The organism is Marinobacter sp. CH_CUG1437-1 (assembly GCF_037029655.1).
GTDB lineage: Bacteria > Pseudomonadota > Gammaproteobacteria > Pseudomonadales > Oleiphilaceae > Marinobacter > Marinobacter salsuginis.
On sequence record NZ_JAYMEW010000001.1, the window covers coordinates 231,758 to 256,525 of the forward strand.

24 protein-coding genes are annotated in these 24,768 nt (G+C 57.9%); 15 read left to right on the forward strand and 9 right to left on the reverse strand.

The features are described from left to right. Positions 1–23 precede the first annotated feature (23 nt). From WA411_RS01140 to WA411_RS01175, 8 genes are all read right to left on the reverse strand, one after another. Positions 24–947 (reverse strand): catechol 2,3-dioxygenase, encoded by a 924-nt coding sequence (locus WA411_RS01140; protein WP_069182851.1) that lies wholly within the window; start codon positions 945–947, stop codon positions 24–26. A gap of 11 nt (positions 948–958) precedes the next feature. Continuing rightward, positions 959–1,282 (reverse strand): 2Fe-2S iron-sulfur cluster-binding protein, encoded by a 324-nt coding sequence (locus tag WA411_RS01145; protein ID WP_153634298.1) that lies wholly within the window; start codon positions 1,280–1,282, stop codon positions 959–961. A gap of 12 nt (positions 1,283–1,294) precedes the next feature. Further along, positions 1,295–2,356 (reverse strand): NADH:ubiquinone reductase (Na(+)-transporting) subunit F, encoded by a 1,062-nt coding sequence (locus WA411_RS01150; protein WP_069182669.1) that lies wholly within the window; start codon positions 2,354–2,356, stop codon positions 1,295–1,297. Between the two features lie 15 nt (positions 2,357–2,371). After that, the gene (locus tag WA411_RS01155; protein WP_069182668.1) at positions 2,372–2,731 is read right to left on the reverse strand and encodes a phenol hydroxylase subunit P4; all 360 of its coding nucleotides are present in this window, start codon (positions 2,729–2,731) and stop codon (positions 2,372–2,374) included. A gap of 72 nt (positions 2,732–2,803) precedes the next feature. Continuing rightward, entirely contained in the window at positions 2,804–4,339 is a 1,536-nt protein-coding gene (locus WA411_RS01160; protein ID WP_222465935.1) for an aromatic/alkene/methane monooxygenase hydroxylase/oxygenase subunit alpha, read from the reverse strand. 14 nt (positions 4,340–4,353) lie between these two features. After that, positions 4,354–4,623 carry an MmoB/DmpM family protein gene (locus WA411_RS01165; RefSeq protein WP_069182666.1) on the reverse strand — a complete coding sequence of 90 codons (270 nt, stop codon included), beginning with the start codon at positions 4,621–4,623 and terminating at the stop codon, positions 4,354–4,356. Beyond that, positions 4,620–5,621 carry an aromatic/alkene monooxygenase hydroxylase subunit beta gene (locus tag WA411_RS01170; RefSeq protein ID WP_222465933.1) on the reverse strand — a complete coding sequence of 334 codons (1,002 nt, stop codon included), beginning with the start codon at positions 5,619–5,621 and terminating at the stop codon, positions 4,620–4,622. Before WA411_RS01170 ends, WA411_RS01165 begins: the two co-directional genes overlap by 4 nt. A gap of 53 nt (positions 5,622–5,674) precedes the next feature. Next, on the reverse strand, positions 5,675–5,932 hold the full coding sequence (locus WA411_RS01175; RefSeq protein ID WP_291905470.1) for a phenol hydroxylase subunit: 258 nt from the start codon (positions 5,930–5,932) through the stop codon (positions 5,675–5,677). A 369-nt stretch (positions 5,933–6,301) separates the two neighbouring features. Between WA411_RS01175 and WA411_RS01180 the strand changes: the two genes are divergently transcribed. The 6 genes from WA411_RS01180 (at position 6,302) to WA411_RS01205 (ending at position 15,704) form a co-directional block, all read left to right on the forward strand. After that, positions 6,302–8,005, forward strand: coding sequence for a sigma-54-dependent Fis family transcriptional regulator (locus tag WA411_RS01180; RefSeq protein WP_291905469.1), 1,704 nt, complete (start codon positions 6,302–6,304; stop codon positions 8,003–8,005). Positions 8,006–8,264: 259 nt separating this feature from the next. Continuing rightward, positions 8,265–9,263 carry a WD40/YVTN/BNR-like repeat-containing protein gene (locus tag WA411_RS01185; RefSeq protein WP_083231746.1) on the forward strand — a complete coding sequence of 333 codons (999 nt, stop codon included), beginning with the start codon at positions 8,265–8,267 and terminating at the stop codon, positions 9,261–9,263. Positions 9,264–9,265: 2 nt separating this feature from the next. Further along, a complete protein-coding gene (locus WA411_RS01190; protein WP_069182662.1) occupies positions 9,266–11,731 on the forward strand; it encodes an efflux RND transporter permease subunit in 2,466 nt (821 codons plus the stop codon). A 41-nt stretch (positions 11,732–11,772) separates the two neighbouring features. Continuing rightward, entirely contained in the window at positions 11,773–13,689 is a 1,917-nt protein-coding gene (locus WA411_RS01195; RefSeq protein WP_153634296.1) for a DUF1302 family protein, read from the forward strand. 15 nt (positions 13,690–13,704) lie between these two features. Beyond that, positions 13,705–15,033 (forward strand): DUF1329 domain-containing protein, encoded by a 1,329-nt coding sequence (locus WA411_RS01200; RefSeq protein WP_291905461.1) that lies wholly within the window; start codon positions 13,705–13,707, stop codon positions 15,031–15,033. A gap of 74 nt (positions 15,034–15,107) precedes the next feature. Next, positions 15,108–15,704 carry an antibiotic biosynthesis monooxygenase gene (locus WA411_RS01205; protein ID WP_291905459.1) on the forward strand — a complete coding sequence of 199 codons (597 nt, stop codon included), beginning with the start codon at positions 15,108–15,110 and terminating at the stop codon, positions 15,702–15,704. Positions 15,705–15,780: 76 nt separating this feature from the next. On the opposite strand, the gene WA411_RS01210 is transcribed toward WA411_RS01205, so the two are convergent. After that, entirely contained in the window at positions 15,781–16,893 is a 1,113-nt protein-coding gene (locus WA411_RS01210; protein WP_069182658.1) for an S-(hydroxymethyl)glutathione dehydrogenase/class III alcohol dehydrogenase, read from the reverse strand. Between the two features lie 115 nt (positions 16,894–17,008). Here WA411_RS01210 and WA411_RS01215 point away from each other — a divergent pair, with 115 nt between their 5' ends. The 9 genes from WA411_RS01215 to WA411_RS01255 all read left to right on the forward strand — a co-directional run bounded on the left by WA411_RS01215 (position 17,009) and on the right by WA411_RS01255 (position 24,699). Further along, positions 17,009–17,596, forward strand: coding sequence for a TetR/AcrR family transcriptional regulator (locus WA411_RS01215; RefSeq protein WP_291905457.1), 588 nt, complete (start codon positions 17,009–17,011; stop codon positions 17,594–17,596). Positions 17,597–17,665: 69 nt separating this feature from the next. Then, positions 17,666–18,787 (forward strand): alkene reductase, encoded by a 1,122-nt coding sequence (locus WA411_RS01220; protein WP_069182656.1) that lies wholly within the window; start codon positions 17,666–17,668, stop codon positions 18,785–18,787. Positions 18,788–18,818: 31 nt separating this feature from the next. Then, positions 18,819–19,568 carry an SDR family oxidoreductase gene (locus WA411_RS01225; RefSeq protein ID WP_069182655.1) on the forward strand — a complete coding sequence of 250 codons (750 nt, stop codon included), beginning with the start codon at positions 18,819–18,821 and terminating at the stop codon, positions 19,566–19,568. Positions 19,569–19,783: 215 nt separating this feature from the next. Next, the gene (locus tag WA411_RS01230) at positions 19,784–21,106 is read left to right on the forward strand and encodes a DASH family cryptochrome (protein WP_291905455.1); all 1,323 of its coding nucleotides are present in this window, start codon (positions 19,784–19,786) and stop codon (positions 21,104–21,106) included. 17 nt (positions 21,107–21,123) lie between these two features. Next, a complete protein-coding gene (locus tag WA411_RS01235) occupies positions 21,124–21,624 on the forward strand; it encodes a DUF6231 family protein (RefSeq protein WP_222465925.1) in 501 nt (166 codons plus the stop codon). Continuing rightward, positions 21,615–23,276, forward strand: coding sequence for a phytoene desaturase family protein (locus tag WA411_RS01240; RefSeq protein WP_291905451.1), 1,662 nt, complete (start codon positions 21,615–21,617; stop codon positions 23,274–23,276). The genes WA411_RS01235 and WA411_RS01240 overlap by 10 nt, the downstream gene beginning before the upstream one ends. A 6-nt stretch (positions 23,277–23,282) precedes the next feature. Continuing rightward, positions 23,283–23,876 carry a tRNA-uridine aminocarboxypropyltransferase gene (locus WA411_RS01245; protein WP_291905449.1) on the forward strand — a complete coding sequence of 198 codons (594 nt, stop codon included), beginning with the start codon at positions 23,283–23,285 and terminating at the stop codon, positions 23,874–23,876. Between the two features lie 71 nt (positions 23,877–23,947). Further along, complete coding sequence (locus WA411_RS01250; protein ID WP_069182651.1) at positions 23,948–24,205, forward strand: TIGR03643 family protein; 258 nt, start codon at positions 23,948–23,950, stop codon at positions 24,203–24,205. Between the two features lie 74 nt (positions 24,206–24,279). Continuing rightward, entirely contained in the window at positions 24,280–24,699 is a 420-nt protein-coding gene (locus WA411_RS01255; protein ID WP_069182650.1) for a YkvA family protein, read from the forward strand. Positions 24,700–24,768 lie beyond the last annotated feature (69 nt).

Sequence of the window (24,768 nt, forward strand, 5' to 3'; positions counted from 1 at the left end):
CTAAATCCTGTTGCTGGATGGTGTCAGGTCAGAACCGTCAGGAACCGCTCGTTCAACTGGCGATCGTGATAGAAGATGGCCTTGCCGAGCTGCTCCGCCTGCCAGGTCACCGGTTTGTGGTCCGGATAGGTGTAGTCACCGCCACAGAAGACTTCGTTGCGATTGCCCGACGGATCGAAGAAATAGATGGTTTTGCCGTGGGTCAGGCCGTGCCGTGTGGGCCCGATATCAATAGAGGTATCGGTCATGGAAATCAGGTCTGCGGCCCGCAGGACGTCTTCCCAGGTTTCGAGGAAGAAGGACGCGTGGTGGAACTTGCCTTTCTCTTCATGGTGAATGAAAGCAATGTCGTGCTCCTTCATGGACACGGTCAGGAACTGGGCAATCCGGGTGCCTTCCGGGTCCAGCACCTGCTCGGCCAGATGGAACCCGAGCACGTTCACGAAGATGTCATACACAGCCGCCAGTTCCGGCCCGTAGAACAGGCAATGGTCAAATCGCACCGCCTTCATGCCGGAAAGGCCACGGGGCCAGGCCTCGGGATTAACCTCGGTAACACCCCATTTGCCGGTGTAGAGTTTGTCGGCGTATAGCTCGAACGCGTGGCCCGAAGGCACGGTAAAGCGGATCCGGCGGCCGCAGTCTTTCAGCTCGCCTTCGGGAATCTGCTCTACATCCAGCCCGTAAGCCACCAGGTCTTTTTCCAGCTGAACAAGCGCTGCCTCATCCACAACCTTGAAGCCCATGAAATCACAGCCGGGCTCATCGGCTTCAATCAGTACCACCGAGAACTTGTCCACTTCGGTCCAGGCCTTCAGATAAACCCGACCCTGTTCGTCTCGGTCTGTCTCAATAAGGCCCATCAGGTCTGTGTAATGTTTTACCGCTTCTTCAATGTCCAGAACGCGGATCTGAACGTGGCCGGGACGCATAACACCTTTTTTCATGACGATTACCTCTACGGTTTTGTTTTTGTCTGTTCGGCGAGTGGCGCTGCAGGTTGCGGCATACACTCGATCATCAAATCGGTTCTCGGGTAGATCCGGCAGGCCAGGACTTCCCCTTTTTCAAGAGCCTCCGGGGGGCAATGTGTCTTGCTCATCTTTCCGCACCGGAACTCACCTTCAACAACACGGATCTTGCAAAACCCGCAGCCGCCGCCCCGGCAACCCACCGGGACACACTTCTTGCCAACCAGCTCCATGGCCTTGAGGACACTCTGGTCCTCGTCACACCGGAACCGGTCGCCGGTCGTGCGGTTGATCACATGGAATACCGCCATGCTTCCTCCGCATCAGATCTTCTTGAACAGCGCTGAACGCTGGTTGTCTTCCGCGCCGTCTGCCGCTGTGAGGAACTTCTCCATAAAGATGTCCCGCTCGAACAACCGTCCCTGCATCAATGCTGTAATCGCGGAATCGATCATCGGAGGCGGTCCACACATGTAGGCCTTATTGCCGGCAAACCGCCCGTCGTAGTGCTCTTTGGCCGCTTCATGGACGTAGCCGCGGAAGCCCTGCCAATCAGCATCGTCGTCGGCGTCACTCAATGCGGGCACGTAGGTGAAATGTTCGTTATCCCTGGCCAGTGCCTCGAACAACTCGCGGTTGTAGAGCTCGGCCTGGTTCCGGGCACCCTGGAACAGGGTGATCTTGCGCTCGTCGTTCTGCTCCAGCAGGTCCAGAATCATGGACTGCGGGCTGGAAAGGCCGGAGCCGCCGGCAATGAAGATCAGATCGCCCGGCTGGGAGCTGCGGACAAAAAATTGCCCGTAGGGGCCGGACAGGTTCAGCTCTTCGCCGACCTTGAGCTGTTCATGGATGTAGGTGGTGGCAGCACCGCCAGGCACCAGGCGAACGTGCAGCTCCACTTCGTCGGACTTGCTGGGCGGGTTGGCCAGTGAGAAAGCCCGGGGGCCGTCCACATCCGGCAATTCGATATTGATGTACTGGCCGGCCTGGAACGTCATGGGGCGGTCCAGCTTCAGATGAACACCCTTGATGGTGGGCGACAGGTCGACGATGTCTGTCACGGTAGCGGTGTAGTCCTCCACCGGGTATCCCTCGAAATCCGGATCGACATCGATATCTGCTTCGATGGTCACGTCACTTTCAACGGTGGCACAGCAGGCAAGCACCTTGCCCTCGTCCCGCTCAATGTCCATCAGGGCAAAGGGCGAGGCGTCGCCAATCTCCACGTCGCCTTCCAACACCTGGACCTTGCACGTTGCGCAGGTGCCATGACCGCAGGCGAAGGGCAGCCAGACACCCTGGCGGAGCGCGGCCTGGAGGATGGTCTGGCCGTCCTCCACTTCAATCTGCTCGCCGATAGGCTCGATAGTCACGGTATGACTCATGGCACTTCTCCCCGCTCAGTAACCGACGTCGGCAATGCCGTTCAGCCCCGGCGTGGTGACCGTGAGCATGCTTTTGTGATCAATGCCGTTGTCTTTCAGGCTGGCGTCAGCCCGCGGCGTGAACGGTTCATCGTTCAGCAGCCACTCGGCATTCAGGAAGTCGGCTTTGGCGGCATCCGGATGGGCGGCAGCTGCCGGTTTGATAACGGTCTCGACGAGATCGCCGAACGTCATATCCGGCTGCACCAGCAACGCAAACGGCGCGCAGAACAGCAAGTGATTGGGCCAGTAGACATACAGCAGTTGCATGCCATTGAAGTTCTCAACCTTGTCTTTCGGTTCGAACTTGTAGTCGTATAACGCGTTAACACTCATGGTGGTCACCTTGTTGTTTTTGTGCGTGGTTCGCCCGACGCCCCAGGCAGCCGGGCGATTCCCGGGTCACTGTCAGGCTGCGTCTTTACTCTGGTCAGCCGGTTTCTGGCCCTTGATGGAAAGCCAATGCTTGTGGTCTGGGGACCCTACGTACTCGAAATTGTCCTCGCCGATATTGATGTGGTAGTACTTCTGCACCACTGTCTCGACGTCGGCACCCTCACAGTTGCCCTGGTAGATCTGGTGCACCGGCAACCAGGCCTGGACGTACTTCTCCGGTTCATCCTTGAAAATGTCGCAGCAGGCTTCGGAGCAGAAGTGGTAGCGCTCGCCTTCATGCACCAGCTGGCGATGGCTCAGCTTGGTGGGCGCACCCATCTCGGTAAACAGGGTGGGTACCTGACACACCTGGCATAGCTGCGGCAGGGTGTTGTTGTAGAAGCGCCGGCCAGCGGCGGCTTCTTTCGCCAGGTACTCGTAGCGGGGACGGTAGTACTTGTCGAAAGTCTCCGGGTACTTCTCGGACATCCAGTCCATTTCTTCCTTTTCCGGAATCCAGGTGTGGAAGTTGGTGGCCTGGCTGTACTGGTAGAAGGTGGTCCACAGCTGATGGCTCAGGTGATGCTTGGCATCGTTGGCCACGTCCTGGTATTTGGGCGGACGGATACCATAGCGTTCCAGATCCTTGAACAGGGCACCGCCATTCTGCTCGTAATAGACTTCCCAGGCCTCGGCCCAGCTCATAACCTTGTTCGGCAGCATGTAGTCCATCATCATGCTGACCAGGCTGAGCAGGCGGAACCCGCGCCAGAACCACTTGTCGATCCAGCGCTGAACGATGGGCACGTTGTCCTCGTGCTGCTCCAGGATGAACTTGATCACCTCAAGGCCCAGGGTCATGTGCCGCGCCTCATCAGACTGAGCCGAGAAACCAAAGGTCACCGTGGCCATGTCGCCGTTGTAGGCGGCGCCGGACATAAAGGGCACGAACAGAAGGTTGGTCAGCACATACTCGAAGGAGAACGAGATAGCGGTCAGGAACTCGAACGGGCCGGCCGAGCGAGCATCGTCAAAGAACGACTTGGGCACCGACAGGAACCAAACCCGGTCGTGCATGTAGGCAGCATCGTGCAGGCCATTGAAGTGCTTGTTGTAGTGGCTCATGGCGTGCTGCTGGGTCTGGGAATGACGCAGCTCGTCAATGGCCTGCATCTGGCAGGCCACGCGTGCACCGGCACCACTGAACTGTCTGCCTACTTTGGCATAACCCTGGAACGCCGCATGTTCAAGCGGTGATACGCCGGTCAGGAACAGTTTCAGGGCGTTGACATAGCGGGCATCGGAAATGTTCTGATGGCCGTTGTTCTGGGCAAAGGCATCAAAAATTGCGTACAGCTTCTTCTCTTTTTCCGCCTGGTACTTCCAATAGGCATCCATGGTCAGACGGAACGGGTCTTCCCACTGGGACCAGTCAGTGATCTTGATACCCTCGAACTGCTCGTCCGGGAAGATGTCGTCTTTCTTCTGGTAGCTGGGCTCCCAGGCCATGTCCCGAGTCAGGTACTGGTACTTGTCTTTCAGGTTCAACTTTTTGTTTTTAACAGCCATGATGTGTCTCCCGATTATTTCCACTCAAGGATGAAGTGGTCATCGTCTTCGTCGACGTTGCCGCCAATACTGATGACATCGATAAGCATTTCCTGGACATCCCAGTCGCGGCCCAGCTTTTCTTCCATGGTCTCCCGGTTGATCACCAGGCGCTTTTCGGCCTGGATCCGGATCATTGCCGGCTGGTGCTGAACCTCCGCTTCAGGGTTGTCTTCCTGAATGGCTTCCACCATGTAGCGGGCGTTGTCGTTGTCCTGGAATGCGATGAATACGAGCTGGCTCATGCCGATACTCCCTGGGTGTTGAGCCCGAACTTCTTCAGACGGGTGGCGAGTTGCGCCCTGACCTCATCGAGGGCTTCCACGCCAACGGAGGCTTCCGCCAGCGGCTTCAGAGCGTTGTAGATTTCCGGCTCCCACTGGTCGGCCCAGGTCTGGAGCTGCTGGAGGTTGGCTTCACTTTCGCCGGCAACCACCTTGACCATGGCGTTGGTCCAGCGCTGGGAATCCTTGTACCAGTCGCGCATGAACTCGGTGAGCATGGAAACGTCTTCGGCACCCTGCTCTTCCCACCACTGGTCCATTTTTTCGTAAACCAGGGGGAACAGCAGGCCGTCCATCAGCACGTTCTGAATGAGGGTCAGTTCGAACCAGTCCTGGACAACGAGGGTGTCTTCCACCAGCTTGCGCAAGGGTTGCCAGAGCGCATCGTCCATCCAGTAGCCTTTGGATTCGTCAAGTCCGGTCCCGGTAGTGCCGTCAATCATCAGGGCAATTCGCGAGAGATACTGGCCGATACCGAGACGGTCCATGGCCTGGTAGATATGCATCTGGGACACCGTGGTTGCGGTGGCCTCACCTGCGATTTTGCTGTTGTTCATGTTGGCGCCCAGCTCCAGGTGACGCAGGGGAACCAACAGACGCAGCAGCATGGTGCGGGTTTCTTCCGGCAGACGGGTCAGCAGGTTACGCTTGTCGCAGAAGCCATAGCTGGTCTCGGCGGCCTCCTGCATCTTGGCGCGATTGCCGACGTATGCCCCGTAGTAGAACTGGCGCGGATCAGTCACCGCATACCAGTCTTCCATGCGAATCGCGGTACGCCGCTCGTCGTTGAGCTCGTAATTCGGATCCCACTGGGGGCGGTAGTGGAAATTGGTTTTCGCCTCCAGGTCGTAACTTGCTTCCTGGTAGCGGGTGGCGGGTTTGTCTCCGAAACGGCGCGCGATGTGGCCGTAGGTCTGACGGATGGGCTCCACCGAGTTGGTCTTTATTTCGATAGTCATATCAACCTTACCGTGTTGTTTTTGTGGAACAGAACGTTGATGGATGTTGCTCATTAACGCTGGCCGCGCTCCCCGAACCGCCACTTGACCATGTCTTCGTCGATTTGGCGGATCATGTCGGAGTCCATGTGGACCACGTTGTTGTGCTTGCAGAAGATTTGGAACGCGTCCCTGGGTAGAACCAGTTCGACGAACAGCTCCGGGTGACCGATGGCAAAGTCGAATTCCACGAATTTGTCGCCCGGCTCGCTGCGAACCCGGATATAGCGGGTCATCTCGTCAAAGGATTTGGCTCGTGTCTCGCTGGTCATGATTTGCACCACTGGGTTTGTTGTTGTCTGGGAGGGGACGAGCAACGCGTGTGCCAAACCCGTCAAAAAGCCGAGCGTAAATATCCATCCAACTGTTTTTCAAACAGTTATCAGTCATTCGAAATGAATCAGCGTGAATAGTTCTTGGAGAGTACCTGCTGCTTCCGCGGCTATCTTTTTACTAAATGATCAATTTCCCCCACCCGAATAACCAAATGCTGAGACGCCCTGATCTCGCCCTGCTGCAAGCAGTTTTTTATCATTTGGTTGATTTGTGACATCTATCAGGTATTAACTATTTAAGCGAAATGCCAACAGGCTCTCCGAAAAGAGCAGTCCCCGCCGACAACAACAAAAGGGGTGAACACCATGGCTGTAAGCTACAAGCCACAGCTGAGTTATTCAGACTTCAGGGATCTCACGGACCAGATCCAGTTTCAATCCACGGAGGGCAAAATCTGGTTTGGCGAACAGCGTATGCTGTTGATGAATCTCAGTTCATTGGCAGCATTCCGTCGCGAGATCGTTAATAGCATGGGCATTGAGAGAGCCAAGGGATTCTTCCTGAGGCTTGGCTATCTCTCTGGGCTCAAGGATGCTGAGCTGGCCCGCAAGCTGAGGCCTCATTGCAGTGAGCTGGATATTTTTCTGGCCGGTCCGCAACTTCACTCGCTGAAGGGTATGGTGAAAGTCGTTCCCCTGGAGATCGATCTGGACCAGGAAACCGGAGATTTTTACGGACGCTTTGAATGGATCGACTCCTGGGAAGTGGAGATCTGCAAGACCGAGCTGGGTCTTATGAAAGAACCGGCCTGCTGGGTACTGCTGGGGTATGCCTGCGCCTATACCTCATCGTTCATGGGCCGGGAAATCATCTTCCGGGAAGTCAGCTGCCGGGGCTGTGGCGATGAGAAATGCATGATCGAGGGTAAACCTGCTGAGCAATGGAAGGACGGGAAAGAGTTCTCCCGCTACTTCAAAGCGGATCCGATCATCGAAGAGCTTTACGATCTTCAGGCACAATTAAACTCCCTGCGAAGCTCCTTTCAGCGGCAAGAAGGCCAGTATTACGGCATTGGCCAGTCCGCATCCTATAACAAGGTGTGCCGGATGATTGACAAGGCCGCACAGGGAAAGGTGTCGGTACTTCTCCTGGGCGAGACAGGCGTCGGCAAGGAAGTAATAGCCCGCAGCGTTCATTTGCGGAGCGCAAGGGCTGATGGCCCCTTCATCGCCGTGAATTGCGCGGCCATTCCGCCTGACTTGATCGAGGCGGAACTCTTCGGCGTTGAAAAAGGCGCCTATACAGGTGCAAACCAGTCGAGAGAAGGGCGTTTCGAGCGCGCCAACGGGGGAACGATCTTTCTGGACGAGGTTGTGGAGCTCACCCCCAGAGCCCAGGCCACTCTGCTCAGAGTATTACAGGAAAGTGAACTTGAAAGAGTGGGCGACAATCGCACCCGAAAGGTCAACGTTCGAGTGATCGCCGCCACCAACGAGAGCCTTGAACAGGCAGTCGAGGACGGCCGCTTCAGAGCCGACCTATTTTATCGCCTGAACGTTTTCCCGGTGAGAATCCCACCTTTGCGGGAACGACTTGAAGATTTGCCTTTGCTGGTCGGCCACTTCCTGGAAAAATTCCACGCCCAGTATGAAAAACGCACTCTGGGGTTATCGGACAAAGCCCTGGCGCTGTGCATGAACTATCAGTGGCCGGGCAATATACGGGAGCTTGAGAATGTCATCGAGCGCGGTGTCATCCTAACTGACAACAACGAATCCATCAGTCAGGATGCCCTGTTCGTCTCGCCTCCTCCATCGGAGCCAATGCCCATAGAACGAATCGATGCAGACGGTAATGTCTGCGTCGGCCAGGCTGCCAACAAGGAGGAAAGCTGGTCTGATCATATCATCAACAGCGGAATCAGCCTGGAGGAAGTGGAAGAAACGCTGATGCGGCAGGCCATGGAACAGGCGAATCAGAATGTCTCAGGGGCTGCTCGAATTCTGGGGCTGACCCGTCCCGCTCTCGCCTATCGCCTTAAAAAAACTGGCATTCTCGATGAAAGCTGATTCTTCAAAGAGTATCTGCGACATGGAAGTTGCACCTCCTTCACACCGACTATGACGAAATGGACAACCCAGCCCAGCGCTTGATCATTTGATAAAAATCAACGCTGTGATCCCACGTTATCGAAAATCAAAACCTGCCAAGCACAAAGCATTTTTAATTTTATTTTCAAAAGCTTAGATCGTTTAAATCCGTTCTGGCACAGCCGTTGCTGAACCACCGTCAGTCGCTTTTCCACAAAAACAAAGACGGTGACATAACATGCCATACCCCATGGAATATCCTCGCGGCAAAGTTCCAGTCACGCTCGCTCTTGCGAGTGCGTCCGCGCTGCTGACCGGTTGCGAGGCGCCGCTGAATCTTGAAGCGGTACGACAACAGTCCCAGCAAGCCATTCAGCGAACCGATTTTTTCCAGTCCGTCGCCCGGAACGATCAAATTGTCGCCATCGCCGGCAACAACGGCGCGTTGCTTGTGAGCGAGAACGGCGGTTCGGACTGGCAACGGGTCCCGGTGCAAACCACCGAGAGTTTTCTTTCCCTTGATGCCTGCCCGGACGGCAGTTTCATCGCCCTGACCTTCAACAATCAGCTCTGGCACGGGAACCCTGCCGGTACCCAGTGGACTGCCCATGAGCTTCCGAGCCAGGAGCAGATGATGACCGCCGATTGCGCGCCCGACGGCACCTGGTGGGCGGGCGGCAGTTTCACCACGCTGCAGAGCTCATCGGATCAGGGTACGACCTGGCAGGAAACTTCCCTGAATGAGGACGCCATTCTGACCAACCTCCAGTTCCTCGATCCGGAAACGGCACTTGCGACCGGAGAATATGGCCTGGTTCTGAAAACCCTGGATGGTGGCGAGACCTGGGATTACGCCGGCTATCTACCGGACGAATTCTATCCCCATGCAGCTTACTTCGAATCAGCAGACGAAGGCTGGGTTGGTGGCCTGAACGGTTTTATCTACCACACCACCGACGGCGGAGAAACCTGGGACCGCCAGCCTACCGACACCAGCATGCCGGTGTTTGGCTTCGTCAAGGCCGGCAATGCCCTGTTTGCCCTGGGTGATAACGCCACGGTTCTGGCGTTGTCCGGAGGCAGCTGGACAGGTCTTGAAACACCCAACCAGCCCCTTTACCTGCGCGACGGCGTGGTTCTCGCAGACAACCAGCTCCTGGTAGCCGGAGGCCGCGGTCTGCTCCTTCAACTCGACATTCCCGTGGCCTCAGTGGCCAGCAACAACCGAGGTAACTGATCATGGCCGGACTGCACAGATTCACGCACTTCCTGCACCAGCTGGAACTCTGGATTTTCAGGAATCCTCGGAAGGTCCTGTCGCTGATCGCCATCCTGACGCTGTTTTTCGCGCTACGGATTCCGGGGCTGAAAATCTTCACGGACTTCGCCGATCTGTTGCCCCAGCAGCATCCTTACATCGAGCTGCACAACAGCATCAAGGACGATTTTGGCGGCGCCAACGTTCTGGTGGTCGGTGTTGAATTCGCCGAAGGCGACATCTTTTCCAATGAGAACCTGGCAACCATCGACCGAGTAACACAGGCGGTCGATAACCTGCCCGGCGTGAACCACAACCTGGTTGCGAGCGTTACGCACCGCAATTCCCGGGAGATCTGGCTGACTGAAGTAGGCAGCATTAACTCCGAGCCCTACTACGACTCCACCCGAGGCGAGTATTCCGAACAGGCCCTGAGTGAAATGAAGGCTGCAGTGGCCGCAAACCCAAGAGTCTATGGGCCTCTGGTGTCTCCGGATTTCAGAATGGCTCTAGTCAAAGCACAATTGATCGAAGGCAAGCTCGACTACGAGAAGACATTCGCGCAACTGCAGCAGCTCCGCGAGCAGGAGGCCGGTGACGACGTCACCATCTACGCCACAGGCCAGCCCGTACTTGTTGGCTGGGCCTACACCTACATGGACCAGATTCTGCAGATCTTCATCTTCACCGTTCTGGCCATGCTGGCACTGCTGGTTTTCCATTTCCGCAAAGCCTATGGGGTGCTGATTCCCCTGGGCGGCGTTCTGATCTCCACGATCTGGGGCCTTGGGATCATCAGCCTGCTCGGGTACAACCTGGACCCGCTCGGGCTGGTCATCCCCTTTTTGATTGCTGCCCGGGCCATGAGCCACGGTGTTCAGCTGGTAGAACGTTATTACGCAGAAACCCGCGAGCTGGGCGAGGGCCCAAAGGCCGCCAAGGCTACCTTTGACAGCCTGTTCCGCCCCGGCTCCCTAGGCGTGGTGTCTGACGCCATCGGCCTGTCACTGATCGCCATTGGCTCGATTCCCCTGAACACCCACCTGGGGATCTATGCCTCTCTCTGGGCCATCACCGTTGTCTTCACGGTTCTGATCGGTGTTCCCCTGCTGCTTTCGATCCTGCCCACACCAAAGAATGCCGAGATGCGCGAGACCGCCCTGCGCTATATCGGCAGCAGCTGCTCACGAACCGTGACTCGCCCCGGACGGGCAAAAATTGTACTGGCAGCGGCGGCAGTCTTGATGGGTGCCGGCGTCCTTGCGGCGTCCAACGTCCAGATCGGCGACTCCGAACCCGGTTCTCCGATCCTGTACCCGGACCACGATTACAACATCTCCTCCCGCGTGGTGAATGACCGCTTCCCCGGTTCCGAGGAGCTGTATGTGATCGCCGAAACCGACGAGAAAGGCGGCCTCAAGCGGCCGGAAGTCCTCAAGGCACTGTCAGATTTCCAGGCCCACATGCTCACCGATCCCGGTGTTGGCGGATCCAAGGGTCTGCCCGACCTGGTAAAGCAGGTAAACCGGCTGATGCATAACGACGATCCACGCTGGTATCAGATTCCCCACGATCAGCGCTATGTGGGCGGCCTGATGTTTACCTACATGGCCTCAAGCCCGATTCCCGGCGCCCTGGATGAGTTCAATGACACCGACGACCGTGTCGCCAATCTGGTGTTCTTCTACAAGGACCGCCAGGGCGAAACCATCCGCCGGGCCATTCACATGGCCAAGGAATGGATCGCCGAAAACGGTGACAGCGTCGAGGGACTGACCATCCGGCTGGCCGGCGGAACGCTCGGCGTTGCCGCAGCCATGAACGAATCGGCGTTCGACACCAACATGATCGTGCTGCCGCTAGTGTTCCTGCTCATTTTCGCCTTCGTGATGCTGTTTTATACCTCCTGGCACGCCGGCCTGATGATGCTGTTGGCAATGCTGTTCGCCACCACCCTGACCTATGCCTACATGGGCCTGTACGGACTCAGTATCGACATCAATACCGTGCCCGTGATTGCCGTCGGCATAGGCGTCGGCATTGATTACTCCATCTACATGATGGATCGCATACGCGAGGAGATGGCCAAGTGTGGCGAGCTGCGCGAAGCGGTACGCCGGGCCATCGCCACTACCGGCATGGCCATCAGTTTCACCGCGCTCACCCTGATGGCCGGCATCATCATGTGGGTAATTTTCTCTGACCTGCGCTTCCAGTCCGACGCCGCCATGCTGCTGTGCGTGATGATCGTGATCAACGGCATCGCCGCCATGCTGCTGGTGCCCTCCTGGGTGCTGGTGTTCAAACCCCGCTTCATTACCAACGTCTACGCAGACGAAGACGGCATTCTCCATGCCGACCGTCAACGTCCCGAACCGACTCCATCACCGGCCAGCAACCGTCAGGACGGTGAAGGATACGTAGCCGGAGCAACGTCCCGGGCCTGACCCGGGGCAAGCCTCCATAACAACCCAAACGAGGATCTGCCATGCAAACAAAAATAAAAGGCCTGAGTCTGTGGTGCGCTGTATTCTCCAGCACCACTGCACTCACCCTGGCTGCGCTGCCCGGCACTGTTGCCGCGGAGGACACCAGGATCAATGGCTTCTATGAGAACGCAACCTACGCACGTGACGGAGTGGGGCTCTCCAAATTCCGGAACACCATTCAGCTCGAGGGGGAAAAACGGATAGGGAACGTGGGCATTTTCAGCAATGTCTCCGTAAACGGCACGCTTCGCGGTACTTACGACGGTGTCTACGACCTCAATGATGACGAATACGGCAGTGAAGCCGGCGGGCCGATTCAGCTCCAGGACATTGCCCAGGGCTCGGTTCCTCACGGAGGCGGTATTGCGCCCACACCGCTCTTCGGTTTCGACATCAATGAGAACCCCAACGACGGCATGGTAGTTCTCGGCGAGCACCTGCATGATCAGGACAACGGCGTTGCTTTTGGCGTACCCGTACGTCCCTGTGACGTCGACAGCCGCGGCTGTATCGATGACTACCTCGACAAGGACGAAGATGAGCTGCGTTTCCAGGAGTTCAATGACCGTCTGGATTTCATCCGGGAACTCTATGTTGATTTCGATCTTAACTTCGACAGTGGCAACGTACTCAGCACCCGTCTGGGTAAACAGCAGGTCATCTGGGGCCGCACCGATCTGTTCCGGGTCCTGGATGTGATCAACCCGGTGGACTATTCCCGCAACAACATCTACGACGAGCTGGAAGATATCCGGATTCCCATGTGGATCCTGAAAACGGACTACCGTATGGGCCCGACGGAAGTGTTCGAAGGCTTTGCCTTTGACGACCTGAACTTCCAGGTGGTGTGGAACTTCGACGAGTTCCGTCCCCACGACATCGGCCAGTGCGGCCAGCCTAACGTGATCCTCGACGCCGGCTGTTTCTTCCGGGGCATGAACAACCTCTGGGAAAATGGCAGCACCGTGGCCAACTTTGCAGGCGCGACACCTGATGGTGGTCTGGCCACCGACTTCGGCCCCGGGCAGATCGGTATCCGCCGCGCCAATATGCCGAGCTGGAAGCTGTCCAATACCCAGCTGGGCCTGAAACTGGAAGGTGTCTATGGCGATTTCGGATTCTCCCTGAACGCCCTGACCTACCGTTCCCAGTTGCCCTCGCTTCGTGGCGGCATTCCAGCCCAGAACCCGTTTGACGGTACAACAGACGTTTATCCGTCTCTGATCGCCTTTGATATCCACTTCCCGCGGGTCAACCTGGTGGGTGGCTCCCTGGACTACTACTCCCAAGGCATCGATACCGTGTTCCGGTTCGAGACCGCCTACACCTCTGGCGAGGAGTTTGCCAACACCCTGCGCGAGAGGCTCTACTCCGAGTCTGACGTGGCACGTTACGTTATTGGCGCAGACAAGAACGTGTTCATTCCCTTCCTGAACGAAAACCAGTCGTTCCTGTTCTCCGGCCAGATTTTCGGCCAGCACATTCTTGATCATGAGCGTGAGCAGAGAACCTATGGTGAGGCCGGCATTCCGGACTGGGAGCACAACTGGATTGGCACCCTGCTGATTCAGGGCTTCTATATGAACAACCGTCTGATTCCGAAACTGATCACCGCCCACGACTTCCGCGCCCAGGCCACCACCCTTGCGCCCAGCGTGGACTGGATCGTGACCGACCGGTTCAAGGTTACCGCCGGCGCGAACGTGAAAGTCGGGGACGGTGCCCGCAAATTCGACGACTGCCGATCCTGTAACCCTTGGGATCCGTTCACCCAAACACCGGGTGTGGTCAATCACCAACCAGGTGAGTCCGCGGGCCTTGGTGGCTTTGAGCCCCTCGGCCGCTTCAAGTCCGGTCCGATCGGTATGGCGCAGGAAGAAGACGAAGTCCAACTGACCGTTCGCTACAGCTTCTGATCACGAGGTACCATCATGAGAAACAGAACAATGAACACCTTCAAACGCACACTGCTCGCGGGCTGCACCGTGAGCTTCCTAGCCACCACCGCGTTCGCGGACGAGGCGGTGATTACCGAGTCTTTTTATCCCTACAAGACCGAAACCCCAAGCTTCGAAGGTCTTGAGCCGGGCATGGTCATCAACCAGACCAATGTCGCCCAATTCAAGGACATTATCGATCCGGCCTTCTACGGCTTTATCGAACAGGGCTGGACCACCATCGTTGTAGGCGAAACCACCTCATTCGACCTGCACCCGAGCTACGTGGAGGCTACCCGGGTGGCCATGGATCAGGTAACCCTCGGTGATCAGGTGGGTGAGATCAACGGCTGGCAGGCCGGCCGGCCCTTCCCGGAAGAGCCGAGTGCCGAAGATCCTCGTGCCGGTGAGAAGCTCGCCTGGAACTACAAGTACGGCTACAACTGGGGCGACAGCGCCGCTATCTCGCCGTTCTACTGGAAGTACCGTGACATGAATTCGGGCGACGTGGAGCGGACCATCAAGTTCAACTTCCACTTCCTCAACTACAAGGGTCGGGTGAACCAGGAACCCACGCCGGAAATCACTCCGAACCCCTCCGACCTGTTCCGGGCCATCTACGTGCAGGTGCTGGACCCTGCCGATGTGCGCGACACCCAGCTGCTGATCCATCGTGCCGCAGACGACCTGAAGCGTGACAACAGCTGGCTTTATCTGGGTTTCCAGCGCCGGGTACGTCGTCTGGCCACCGGCCAGGTCACTGATGCGTTCCTGGGCTCCGACCTGATGATTGAGGACTTTGAAGGCTACAACGGCCGTATTTCAGACATGAACTGGACCTACAAGGGTACCCGTTACATGCTGATGCCGTTCTACAACCACAATGAGCTCAAGCTGGACTCTGAAACCCACAGTGACAGCGACGGTTACCAGGTGGTTGCCTTCAGTGGCCAAGGCGGATGCTTCCCGGATATCACCTGGCAGCTTCGCAAGGTCTATGAGGTCGAGTCTGTGCCGGTCGATGAGAGCCATCCGCTGTCCAAGCGCGTGCACTTCATGGACGCGCAGACCTTCACCATTCCCCGCACCGTCTCCTATGACCGTAAAGGCAGCCTCTGGAAGACCTTCACCATTGGCCAGGCCCATCCGGACCATCACCTGGCCAAGAACAAGGGCACCGGTGTTTCCATCGACGACAGCTTCAGCATGATCGACGTTCAGGCCAGCCACTGCACCACCGGCCAGTTCAAGGGCCAGGTGGATCCTGAAATGTCGCCGCCCAACATGTTCAACGTTCAGTACCTGCGCGCCACGGGCAGTTAACCGGGCATCATTGTTGCTCCTCTTTCGGGCCCGCTTCGGCGGGCCCCTTTTTTGGACTATGGAGGATATCGAACATGACCGATAATCAGTCTGCCATTGGCGAACAGGATTCAACGGCGCCCCTCACCGTAGTTGTTTCGCGGAGGGTCAGGAAGGGCCAGCAAGAAGCGTTTGAAGCGTTAAGTAGCCAGATGACCGAGCGGGCATCCCGTTTTCCAGGTTACCTGGGCACGGCCATGTTCCGGCCAGCTTCCCCTGACGATCCCGAGTACCGGATTGTCTTCAAGTTCCGGGACCGGGAAACCCTGACCGCCTGGGAGGAATCGGAAGAACGCGCCGAGCTGCTGGAACAGATCGAAAGCCTGCTGGTGCAGCCCAGCGAACGGGAAGTCACCTCCGGCATCGTGACCTGGTTCACCCTGCCCGGCCAGAACCCGGTGCAACCGCCACCCAAATGGAAGATGACCATTGTCAGTTGGCTGGCACTCTATCCAGCGGTGACGCTCGTATTCGTGATTTTCGGGGACCTGCTGGCCCAGGTGCCACTCTTGCTGCGGACGATGATCGTCACAATCGTGGTGATGGGGTTAATGAGTTATGTGTTGATGCCCAGAATGACAAAATGGTTCGCCTTCTGGTTGTTTCCCCGACAGAAGGGACCCTCCCGTTGAGCGAACGATTCATGGATGCCTGACAAGAGCAAAGTCAGGGAGCAAGCCAGGCCGCGCTGACCCGCTCCCGACCGACTCAGAAATGAATAACCGACCGGATGCTCTTACCCTCGTGCATCAAGTCAAACGCCTTGTTAATGTCTTCCAGCGGCATGTTGTGGGTAATGAACACATCCAGCGGAATCTCGCCCTTTTCGGCTTTTTCCACGTAGCCCGGCAACTCGGTACGGCCTTTCACGCCGCCAAACGCTGAGCCTTTCCAGACCCGGCCGGTGACCAGCTGGAACGGACGGGTGCTGATTTCCTCGCCGGCGCCGGCGACGCCGATGATGACGGATTCGCCCCACCCCTTGTGGCAACACTCCAGGGCGGCGCGCATCACCTTGACGTTACCGATACACTCGAAGGAATAGTCCACGCCGCCGTCGGTCATTTCAACGATCACTTCCTGGATCGGCTTGTCGTAGTCGTTGGGATTGACCACATCGGTCGCACCCAGCTGTTTGGCGATGTCGAACTTTCCCGGGTTGATGTCGATGGCAATGATGCGACTGGCCTTGGCCATGGTGGCACCGATGATAGCCGCCAGGCCGATACCACCCAGGCCGAAGATGGCTACCGTTGCCCCTTCTTCCACCTTGGCCGTGTTCATCACCGCACCGATGCCGGTGGTCACGCCGCAACCGAGCAGACACACCTTCTCAAGGGGCGCTTCCTTGGGAATCTTGGCCAGGGAGATCTCGGGCAACACGGTGTACTCGGAGAAGGTGGAGCAACCCATGTAGTGGTACAGCGGCTTGCCCTGGTAGGAGAAGCGGGAGGTGCCGTCCGGCATCACGCCCTTGCCCTGGGTAGCCCGAACCGCGCCGCACAGGTTGGTCTTGCCGGAGGTGCAGAACTTGCACTCGCCACACTCGGCGGTGTAAAGCGGAATCACGTGGTCACCCACTTCCAGGTTTTTCACGCCCGGGCCCACGGCCTCCACAATACCACCGCCTTCGTGGCCGAGGATGGTCGGGAACAGGCCTTCCGGGTCGGCGCCCGACAGGGTGTAGGCATCAGTATGGCAGACGCCGGTGGCAACGATGCGCACCAGCACTTCACCTTTTTGCGGCGGGGCGACATCCACTTCAACGATTTCCAGCGGCTTGTTGGCTTCAAAGGCCACCGCGGCACGGGATTTGATCACTGGCATGCTCCTCTGGTTCTGTCAGGAATCTCGGGCATTGCTGATTCCCTTTGTATGATGAATTGACAGATTGACGGTTTGACGATTACTAGACGACTGGTCTACTATAGCAAATATGACGTCAACCGACACCCGCACTCACATTATTCACACCGGCGCCGACCTGATCGGCCATAAAGGCTTTGGTGCGACAGGCATCAACGCCGTGCTGACCGCAGCTGGCGTACCCAAGGGGTCGTTCTACCACTACTTTAGCAGCAAGAATGATTTCGGCCTGGCGGTCATTGATACCTTCGCGGAGGAATACGACGCCAAACTGGAACGGATTCTCAATGACACCAGCCGCTCCTGCGTCGACCGGCTGCGCGCCTACTTCGACACCGGCTTTGAAACCATGACCAGCTGCGAGTACACCCGGGGCTGTCTGATCGGCAACCTGGGCCAGGAACTGGCGGGACAGAACGAAGCCTTCCGGCAGAGGCTGGACTCGGTCTTCGCCAGCTGGGAAAGACGCTTTGAGCATTGCATCCGTGCTGCCCAGCAGGCCGGAGACATCAGCGCCGACATCGACGCGGCAGACGCCGCCAGTTTTCTTCTGTCCGGCTGGGAAGGCGCCATCCTGCGTTCGAAGGTCCTCAAGTCCACCGAACCCATGGAGAGGTTCGTGCGAGTCTTTTTCAAACACTGCCTGAACATCGGCTGAAATTTTTTTCGATTGCCGACTAGTAGACTGGTCTAATTAATATCATTTGATCCTGAAGGAGGATGCCCGATGAGCAACCAAAACGATCCACTTTTTCAACCGCACCATCTGGGCGAACTGGCCCTGCCCAACCGGATTCTGATGTCACCACTGACACGTTCCCGCTCAAGCCAGCCCGGGGATATCCCCAACGACATGAACGCCCGCTACTATCAGCAGCGGGCCAGCGCTGGCCTGATTCTCAGTGAAGCCACCCAGGTTTCGCCGCAAGGCAAGGGCTATGCCTTTACCCCCGGCATTCATTCGCAGGAACAGATTGAAGGCTGGAAGAAGGTAACCGGGGCGGTGCACATGGCCGGCGGCCGAATTCACATGCAACTGTGGCACGTGGGCCGGATTTCCCATCCTGACCTGCAACCGAACGGTGAAAAGCCCGTTGCGCCTTCTGCCATCAAGCCCGAAGGTGCCAAGACCTTCATCAGTGCCGACTCCGGCATGGTGGATATCCCGGAGCCCCGGGCCCTGGAAACCGCGGAAATGACCGACATTGTCGAGCAGTACCGCCAGGGTGCACTGAACGCAAAAGAAGCCGGCTTTGACGGCGTTGAAGTCCATGCGGCCAACGGCTATCTGCTGGACCAGTTCATCAAGAGCGGCAGTAACCATCGCACTGACGAATACGGTGGCTCGGTGGAAAACCGTCTGCGCCTGCCATTGATGGTCGTCGAAGCGGTTATCGACGTCTGGGGCAAGGACAAGGTCGGCGTCCGCGTCAGCCCCACGGGTAGTTTCAATGCCATGGACGACGACAACCCGGCCGAAACCTTCGGTACCTTCGCCCGGCACCTGAACGACCTGGGCATTGCCTACATCGAAGTGGTGGAAGACTCCTTCCAGGGCAATCACGCGAACGGCCGCCCGGAAGAAGTCATCGACGCGATCCGCGCCGGCTTCAAGGGCACCTACATTGCCAATGGCGCCTACACCGCCGACGAGGCCCGAAAGCGTATCGACGAAGGCCGGTGCGATCTGGTCACCTTCGGCCGCCCGTTTATCGCCAACCCGGATCTGCCGGAGCGCTTCCGCCAGAACGCGCCCCTGAACGACTGGGACGACAGCACCTTCTATGGCGGTGATGAACACGGTTACACCGACTACCCGACACTGATAGAACTCGAAAAAAGCGCCTGAACAGCGCTTTCATTCCCAAAGGAGACAAACCATGAGCAACACCAATGACCCGATCAACAGCAAAGTAGTGATTATTACCGGCGCCAGCAGTGGTCTCGGTGAAGCCACGGCCCGCCGCCTGGCAGACCGGGGCGCCAAGCTGGTACTCGCAGCACGCCGGGAGGACCGCCTGAAAGACCTGACGGAAGATCTCAAATCCCGGGGCGCCGAAGCCATCTGGCAGGTCACCGACGTGACCGACCGCAATCAGGTTGAGTCTCTGGCCGCTGCGGCAAAAGAGGCGTTTGGCAGGATCGATGTGCTGGTCAACAACGCCGGGCTGATGCCCCTGGCACCGCTGGACGCCCTCAAGGTTGATGAGTGGGAACAGATGGTAGACGTCAACATCAAGGGCGTGATGTATGGTATCGCCGCTGTACTGCCGACCATGCGGGAACAGCACAGCGGGCACATCCTCAACCTGTCGTCGGTCGCCGGGCACAAGGTCTTCCCCGGTGCCGCCGTCTACTGCGCCACCAAATATGCGGTGAAGGCGCTGTCCGAAGGCGTTCGTATGGAAGGCGGCGACGAGATCCGCAGCACCAACATCTCGCCGGGTGCCGTCGCCACCGAGCTCACCAGCACCATCACTGATCCCGACGCGAAAAAGGCGGCGGATGAGCTCTACGAAGTCGCCATTGATTCCGATGCCGTGGCCCGGGCAGTTGTCTATGCCATCGAGCAGCCGGCGGATGTCGATATCAATGAAATCATCCTGCGGCCGACGGCTCAGGAGCTGTAGAACTTCTCTCGATCCTCGAACCCTGCACCATGCTGCCCCGCAAGGGCAGCGTTGGTGCAAGAGATCCACGGCCAGTCTCATCAAAATCCTCGAAAGATCACCACCTACCTGCGAAGTTCCCACGCACATCACATATCATTGTTGCGCCCCCAAAAACTTTTCCGAATCTGGTACGTATCTGAAGGGTTGAATCAAAAGGCCAAGGAGCATCAACCTTGCATACGCTTTACTGGTTTACCCGGGATCTTCGCCTGCACGACAACGCCGCGTTGCTGGCGGCCTCGAAGTCCGACGTGCTTTTATGTGTCTACGTTGTTGATCCCCGCTGGTTCGCACCGGGGCCACTGCAAAGCAAAGCCATGGGCGATCATCGCTGGCGCTTCCTCTGGCAGAGCCTGATGGCGCTGGAGCGAACCCTGCGGACGCTTGGCCAGCGCCTGCATATTGCCTATGGCGAGCCGGAAGCCGTGGTCCCCGAGCTGGTGCATGCCCACCGTATTGCCCGGGTTGTCCGGTCGCGGTTGCCGGGCACCCGGGAAGCTGGCCAGTGGCGCGCGATCAAGGACAAACTGCCACAGACCCTGTTCCAGCAATTCGAAACCCTGAGCCTGTTTACCGAGGGCTCCCTGCCCATGACCCTGCAGGATCTGCCGGACACCTTTTCCCAGTTCCGCAAGCAGGTTGAGAAAACCGGAGAACGCTGTACCGAGCGTTTGCGTATCCGCACTCTGACAGCCCTGCCTCCGCCACCAGGGTTCCCGGAGGACAATCGCGGCGACTGCCCGCCGATACCAGAGCCGATGCATCCATTGCAGTTTATGGGGGGTGAAACAGCCGGCGTGGAGCGGCTTCGGGAATTCCTGTACGGCAACCACAGCATTGACCGCTACAAGGAGACCCGCAACGCCCTGGACTCCTGGGACGCCTCCTCAAAATTCTCGCCCTGGCTGGCCAACGGCAGTCTCTCGGTTCGCGAAGTGGCGGAAACCATCACAGAGTACGAAGCCAGTGAGACCAAAAACGAATCCACCTATTGGCTCTGGTTCGAACTGCTCTGGCGGGAATACTTCTACTGGTACGCCCTGAAACACGGCGCCAACCTGTTCCGCCGGGATGGCGTCCAGCGCAAGCGTCGACACGGCACCTTCTATGGCCACCGTTTCAAGGCCTGGTGCCAGGGCAACACCGAATACCCAATCGTAAACGCGGCCATGAATCAGCTGCGTGAAACCGGTTACATGAGCAACCGGGCCCGGCAACTGGTGGCAAGCTGTTTCATCAACGAACTGGGCCTCGACTGGCGATACGGAGCGGCATGGTTTGAAGAGCAGTTGATCGACTATGATGTAGGGAGCAACTACGGCAACTGGCAGTACCTGGCTGGCGTGGGGGCGGACCCGAGAGGCCTGCGGCAATTCAATCTGGAAAAACAGACGCAGCAGTACGATCCCACCGGCACCTTTACAGACCGCTGGGGCGGACACGCGGAACAGCCCGTAGGTCTACACACAGTGGATGCGGCAGACTGGCCCTTGTAGCAATAAGGCGAACCGCCATGACGGATAGGAAGGATAACGGCAATACGGCACGTGAGACCCTGGCTCGCATCATCGATACCAGCTCTCCCTCTACCTTGCTGAGTTGCGGCAACCTCGCGACCGAAGTCTCACGGATCTGGCAGAAACATCAGAAGGGCGTTGACGTTCACACACTGGACACCATCGACCCCAATGCCCACCTGTTCCTGGACCGGGTGGCAGACCTGGCCCTCGTTACCGAAACCCTCGAACACCTGCCCCATGACGAAGGCGCCCTTCTGCTGGGACAACTCAGGAACTATGGCACCCATCAGATTGCGGTTCTTGTGGGAGAGGCTCCCGACTGGGCGTTTACGGACTTCATCGGCCTTGGCTTCCGTCGCCATGCCGAACTGGAAAATGATAACGGTGCACTGACGCTGTACACCTACAATCTGGATACTTACAACCACAAGCGGGCCTGGAACAATCCAGAGAACTGGGCCAATCCGGAAATGTGGGGCAAAGCATGGTGGTAGAAAGCGCAGAAGTGAGCAGTCCGTCTTCCCGAAAACTCAAACCCAGTACGATCCGGATCGGTACCCGTTACCGGGCCAACCGACTGAAAGGCCCTTACGACGCCATTGTAATCGGCTCCGGCATTGGCGGCCTGACAACGGCCGCTTGCCTGGCCAAGGCCGGCAAGAAGGTGCTGGTACTCGAACAGCATTACACCGCCGGCGGCTACACCCACAGCTACGCCCGCAACGGTTACGAATGGGACGTGGGTGTTCACTATATCGGCGATATGGGCTCACCCCATACCCTGGGCCGGCGACTGTTCGATTACATTACCGACGGCAAACTGGAATGGGCACCCATGGATGAGAATTACGACCGTTTCTTTCTGGGAGACAAGGTCGTCAATCTGCGTGCCGGCAAGGAGGGCCTTCGGCTCTCCTTGCTGGATGCCTTCCCGGATGAACAGGGAGCCATCGACCAGTATGTAAAACTGCTGGGGAAGGTAGCCGACGGCATGCAGTGGTATACGCTTTCCAAGCTCACGCCCGGACTTCTGAGCCCGCTCGTTCATAAAGGCCTGGATATGGCCTTACCGGATTACTTCAACAAGACCACCTGGGACGTTTTGAGCGAACTGACCGACAACCAGGAACTGATCGGTGCGATCACCGGCCAGTGGGGCGATTGCGGCGTCACACCGAAGCAATCCAGCTTTTTGGTTCATGCGCTGATCGCCAAGCACTACCTTTACGGTGGCTTCTATCCGGTTGGCGGCGCGTCGGAGATCGCAAAAACCATCATCCCCGTCATCCAGCAGCCCGGTGGTGAGGTATTCACCTACGCCGATGTGACTGACATCCTGGTCGAGAAGGGCAAGGCAACCGGCGTGCGCATGGCCGACGGTGAGGAAATCCGGGCACCGATGGTCATCAGCAACGCCGGGGTGATCAACACCTTTGAAAAATTGCTGCCGGCAGAGGCCGCAGAAAAAATCGGCTACAAGCGCAAACGCCGGCACATTATTCCCTCCATGCCCCATATCGGGCTCTACATCGGCCTGAAAGGAACTCCGGAAGCGCTCGGGCTGCCGCGCACCAATTTCTGGATCTACCCGAGCGCCGATCACGACAGCAACGTGCAACAGTTCCTGGATGATCCGGAAAACACCGAGTTTCCGGTGGTGTATATTTCCTTCCCGGCAGCCAAGGACCCGGACTACCAGAACCGCTGGCCTGGCACCTCCACCATAGAGATTGTCGCACCAACCACCTGGGAGATGTTCGAGCCCTGGCAGGACACTACCTGGGGCAAGCGCGGGGAAGACTATGAGATCCTTAAGCAGAAAATTACCGACCAATTGCTGGAAGTGATGTACGAGAAACTCCCGCAGCTTCGGGGCAAAGTGGATTACGTGGAGACCTCCACGCCGCTGTCTACCGCCTGGTTCTGCCGCTATGGTCGGGGCGAGCTCTACGGTCTGGACCACAACCCTGAGCGCTTCGAACAGGACTGGCTGAAACCGAAAACCGACATTCCCGGGCTCTATCTCACCGGCCAGGACATCCTGACCTGCGGCGTGGTGGGCGCGATGATTGGTGGGCTTGTCAGCACCCTGGCCATCCAGGGCTGGCGCGGCGCCGGGCTGGCAAAACGTATTTTTGTGGGGTAACAGGCGTTGCCCAGGCCGATCTGTGCCGATTGCGGCATGCACCTGAATATCTGTGTCTGTGAAGCCTGTGCCCCGGTGCCGAACCGCACCCGGGTTTCAGTCCTTCAACACCCAACCGAGGTTGGTCACCCCAAGGGTACGGTGCGCATACTGGCCCAATGCCTCGCCAGAGTCGACGTGTTCCAGGGCGAGACGCCAGACGATTTTGACCAGGCCGGCTTCAATCCACACAAAGAAGCCGGACATTCCGCACTGCTGTTCCCCGGTCCCGGCAGCGACACGCTCGAATGCGCAAACCTCCATGACATCCATCACTGGATCATTCTGGACGGCACCTGGCGTAAGGCCGCAAAGATCCTGCATCAGAATCCTGCCCTGGCGGCGCTGCCACGCTTCCATTTGGCGGAACCTCCAGCGTCTGCCTACGCCATCCGAAAGGCCCCGGGCAAGCAACACCTGGCCTCAGCAGAGGCGGTTGCCTATCTGCTGAACGTGGTCGAGCCGGGCCTGGATACCCGGCCCATTTCCCGGGCCATGCGCTCACTGGTGGACAAACAGCTCGCCCAGATTCCGGCCCGGCTGCACAAGCATTATCAATAAACCGATGCGGGTGAGACGAGCAGCCGATGCGGACGTAATCTCCGGAGACCTGAACAAACCGAGAGCACCCCATGTCCGCGCAATTCGACTCTGCAGACCTCTCCCGCATTATCGAGATGGCCTGGGAAGATCGCACACCCTTCGAGGCCATCGAAGCCCTCTATGGCCTTCAGGAGAAAGACGTCATCCGCCTGATGCGACGTGAGCTGAAGCCTTCAAGCTTCCGGCTCTGGCGCAAGCGGGTAACCGGACGCAGCACCAAACACCGCCAGTTGCGGCCCGAAGGGGTGAGCCGGGGCTATTGCCCGACCCAGTACAAGCATCGGTAAGCGTCGCACCATTGGCATTGCAGGCATGGCTGCGCGATCATGAACACTCAGGTAACAAGCAAGGAACCTACGCAATGGCAGTGTTCAACCAGAAAGATGCCCGGGAACAACTCGATGCCGAGGCCAGCAAGGTACACCGGTCCGACCTTGAGACTCTGCTTGAAAGACAACGCGCGATTGAAGAAAAGGTGAAGGGTAGCGGCAAGCTGGCACGCTTCAGCGGCGACATCAAGCTGATGTTTTCCATGATCCGCGACTACTGGTACGGCAATTACCGGAGCGTACCCTGGAAGACAATCGCGGCAGTGGCAGGGGCACTCCTGTACGTGCTGAATCCGCTGGATGTCATTCCCGACCTTCTGTTCGGCTTCGGATTTATCGACGATGCCGGCGTCGTGGCCCTGTGTCTGAAACTGGTAGAATCCGATCTGCTCCGCTACGCTGCGTGGAAGGAACATCAGGAAGAATCTGAAAACCGGGTCAGTGCGAATTGATTAATTTCTGAACTGACGGTATTCTCCCGCCCCTGCTGTAGGAACACCTGAATCAAATCTGGAGTTGTC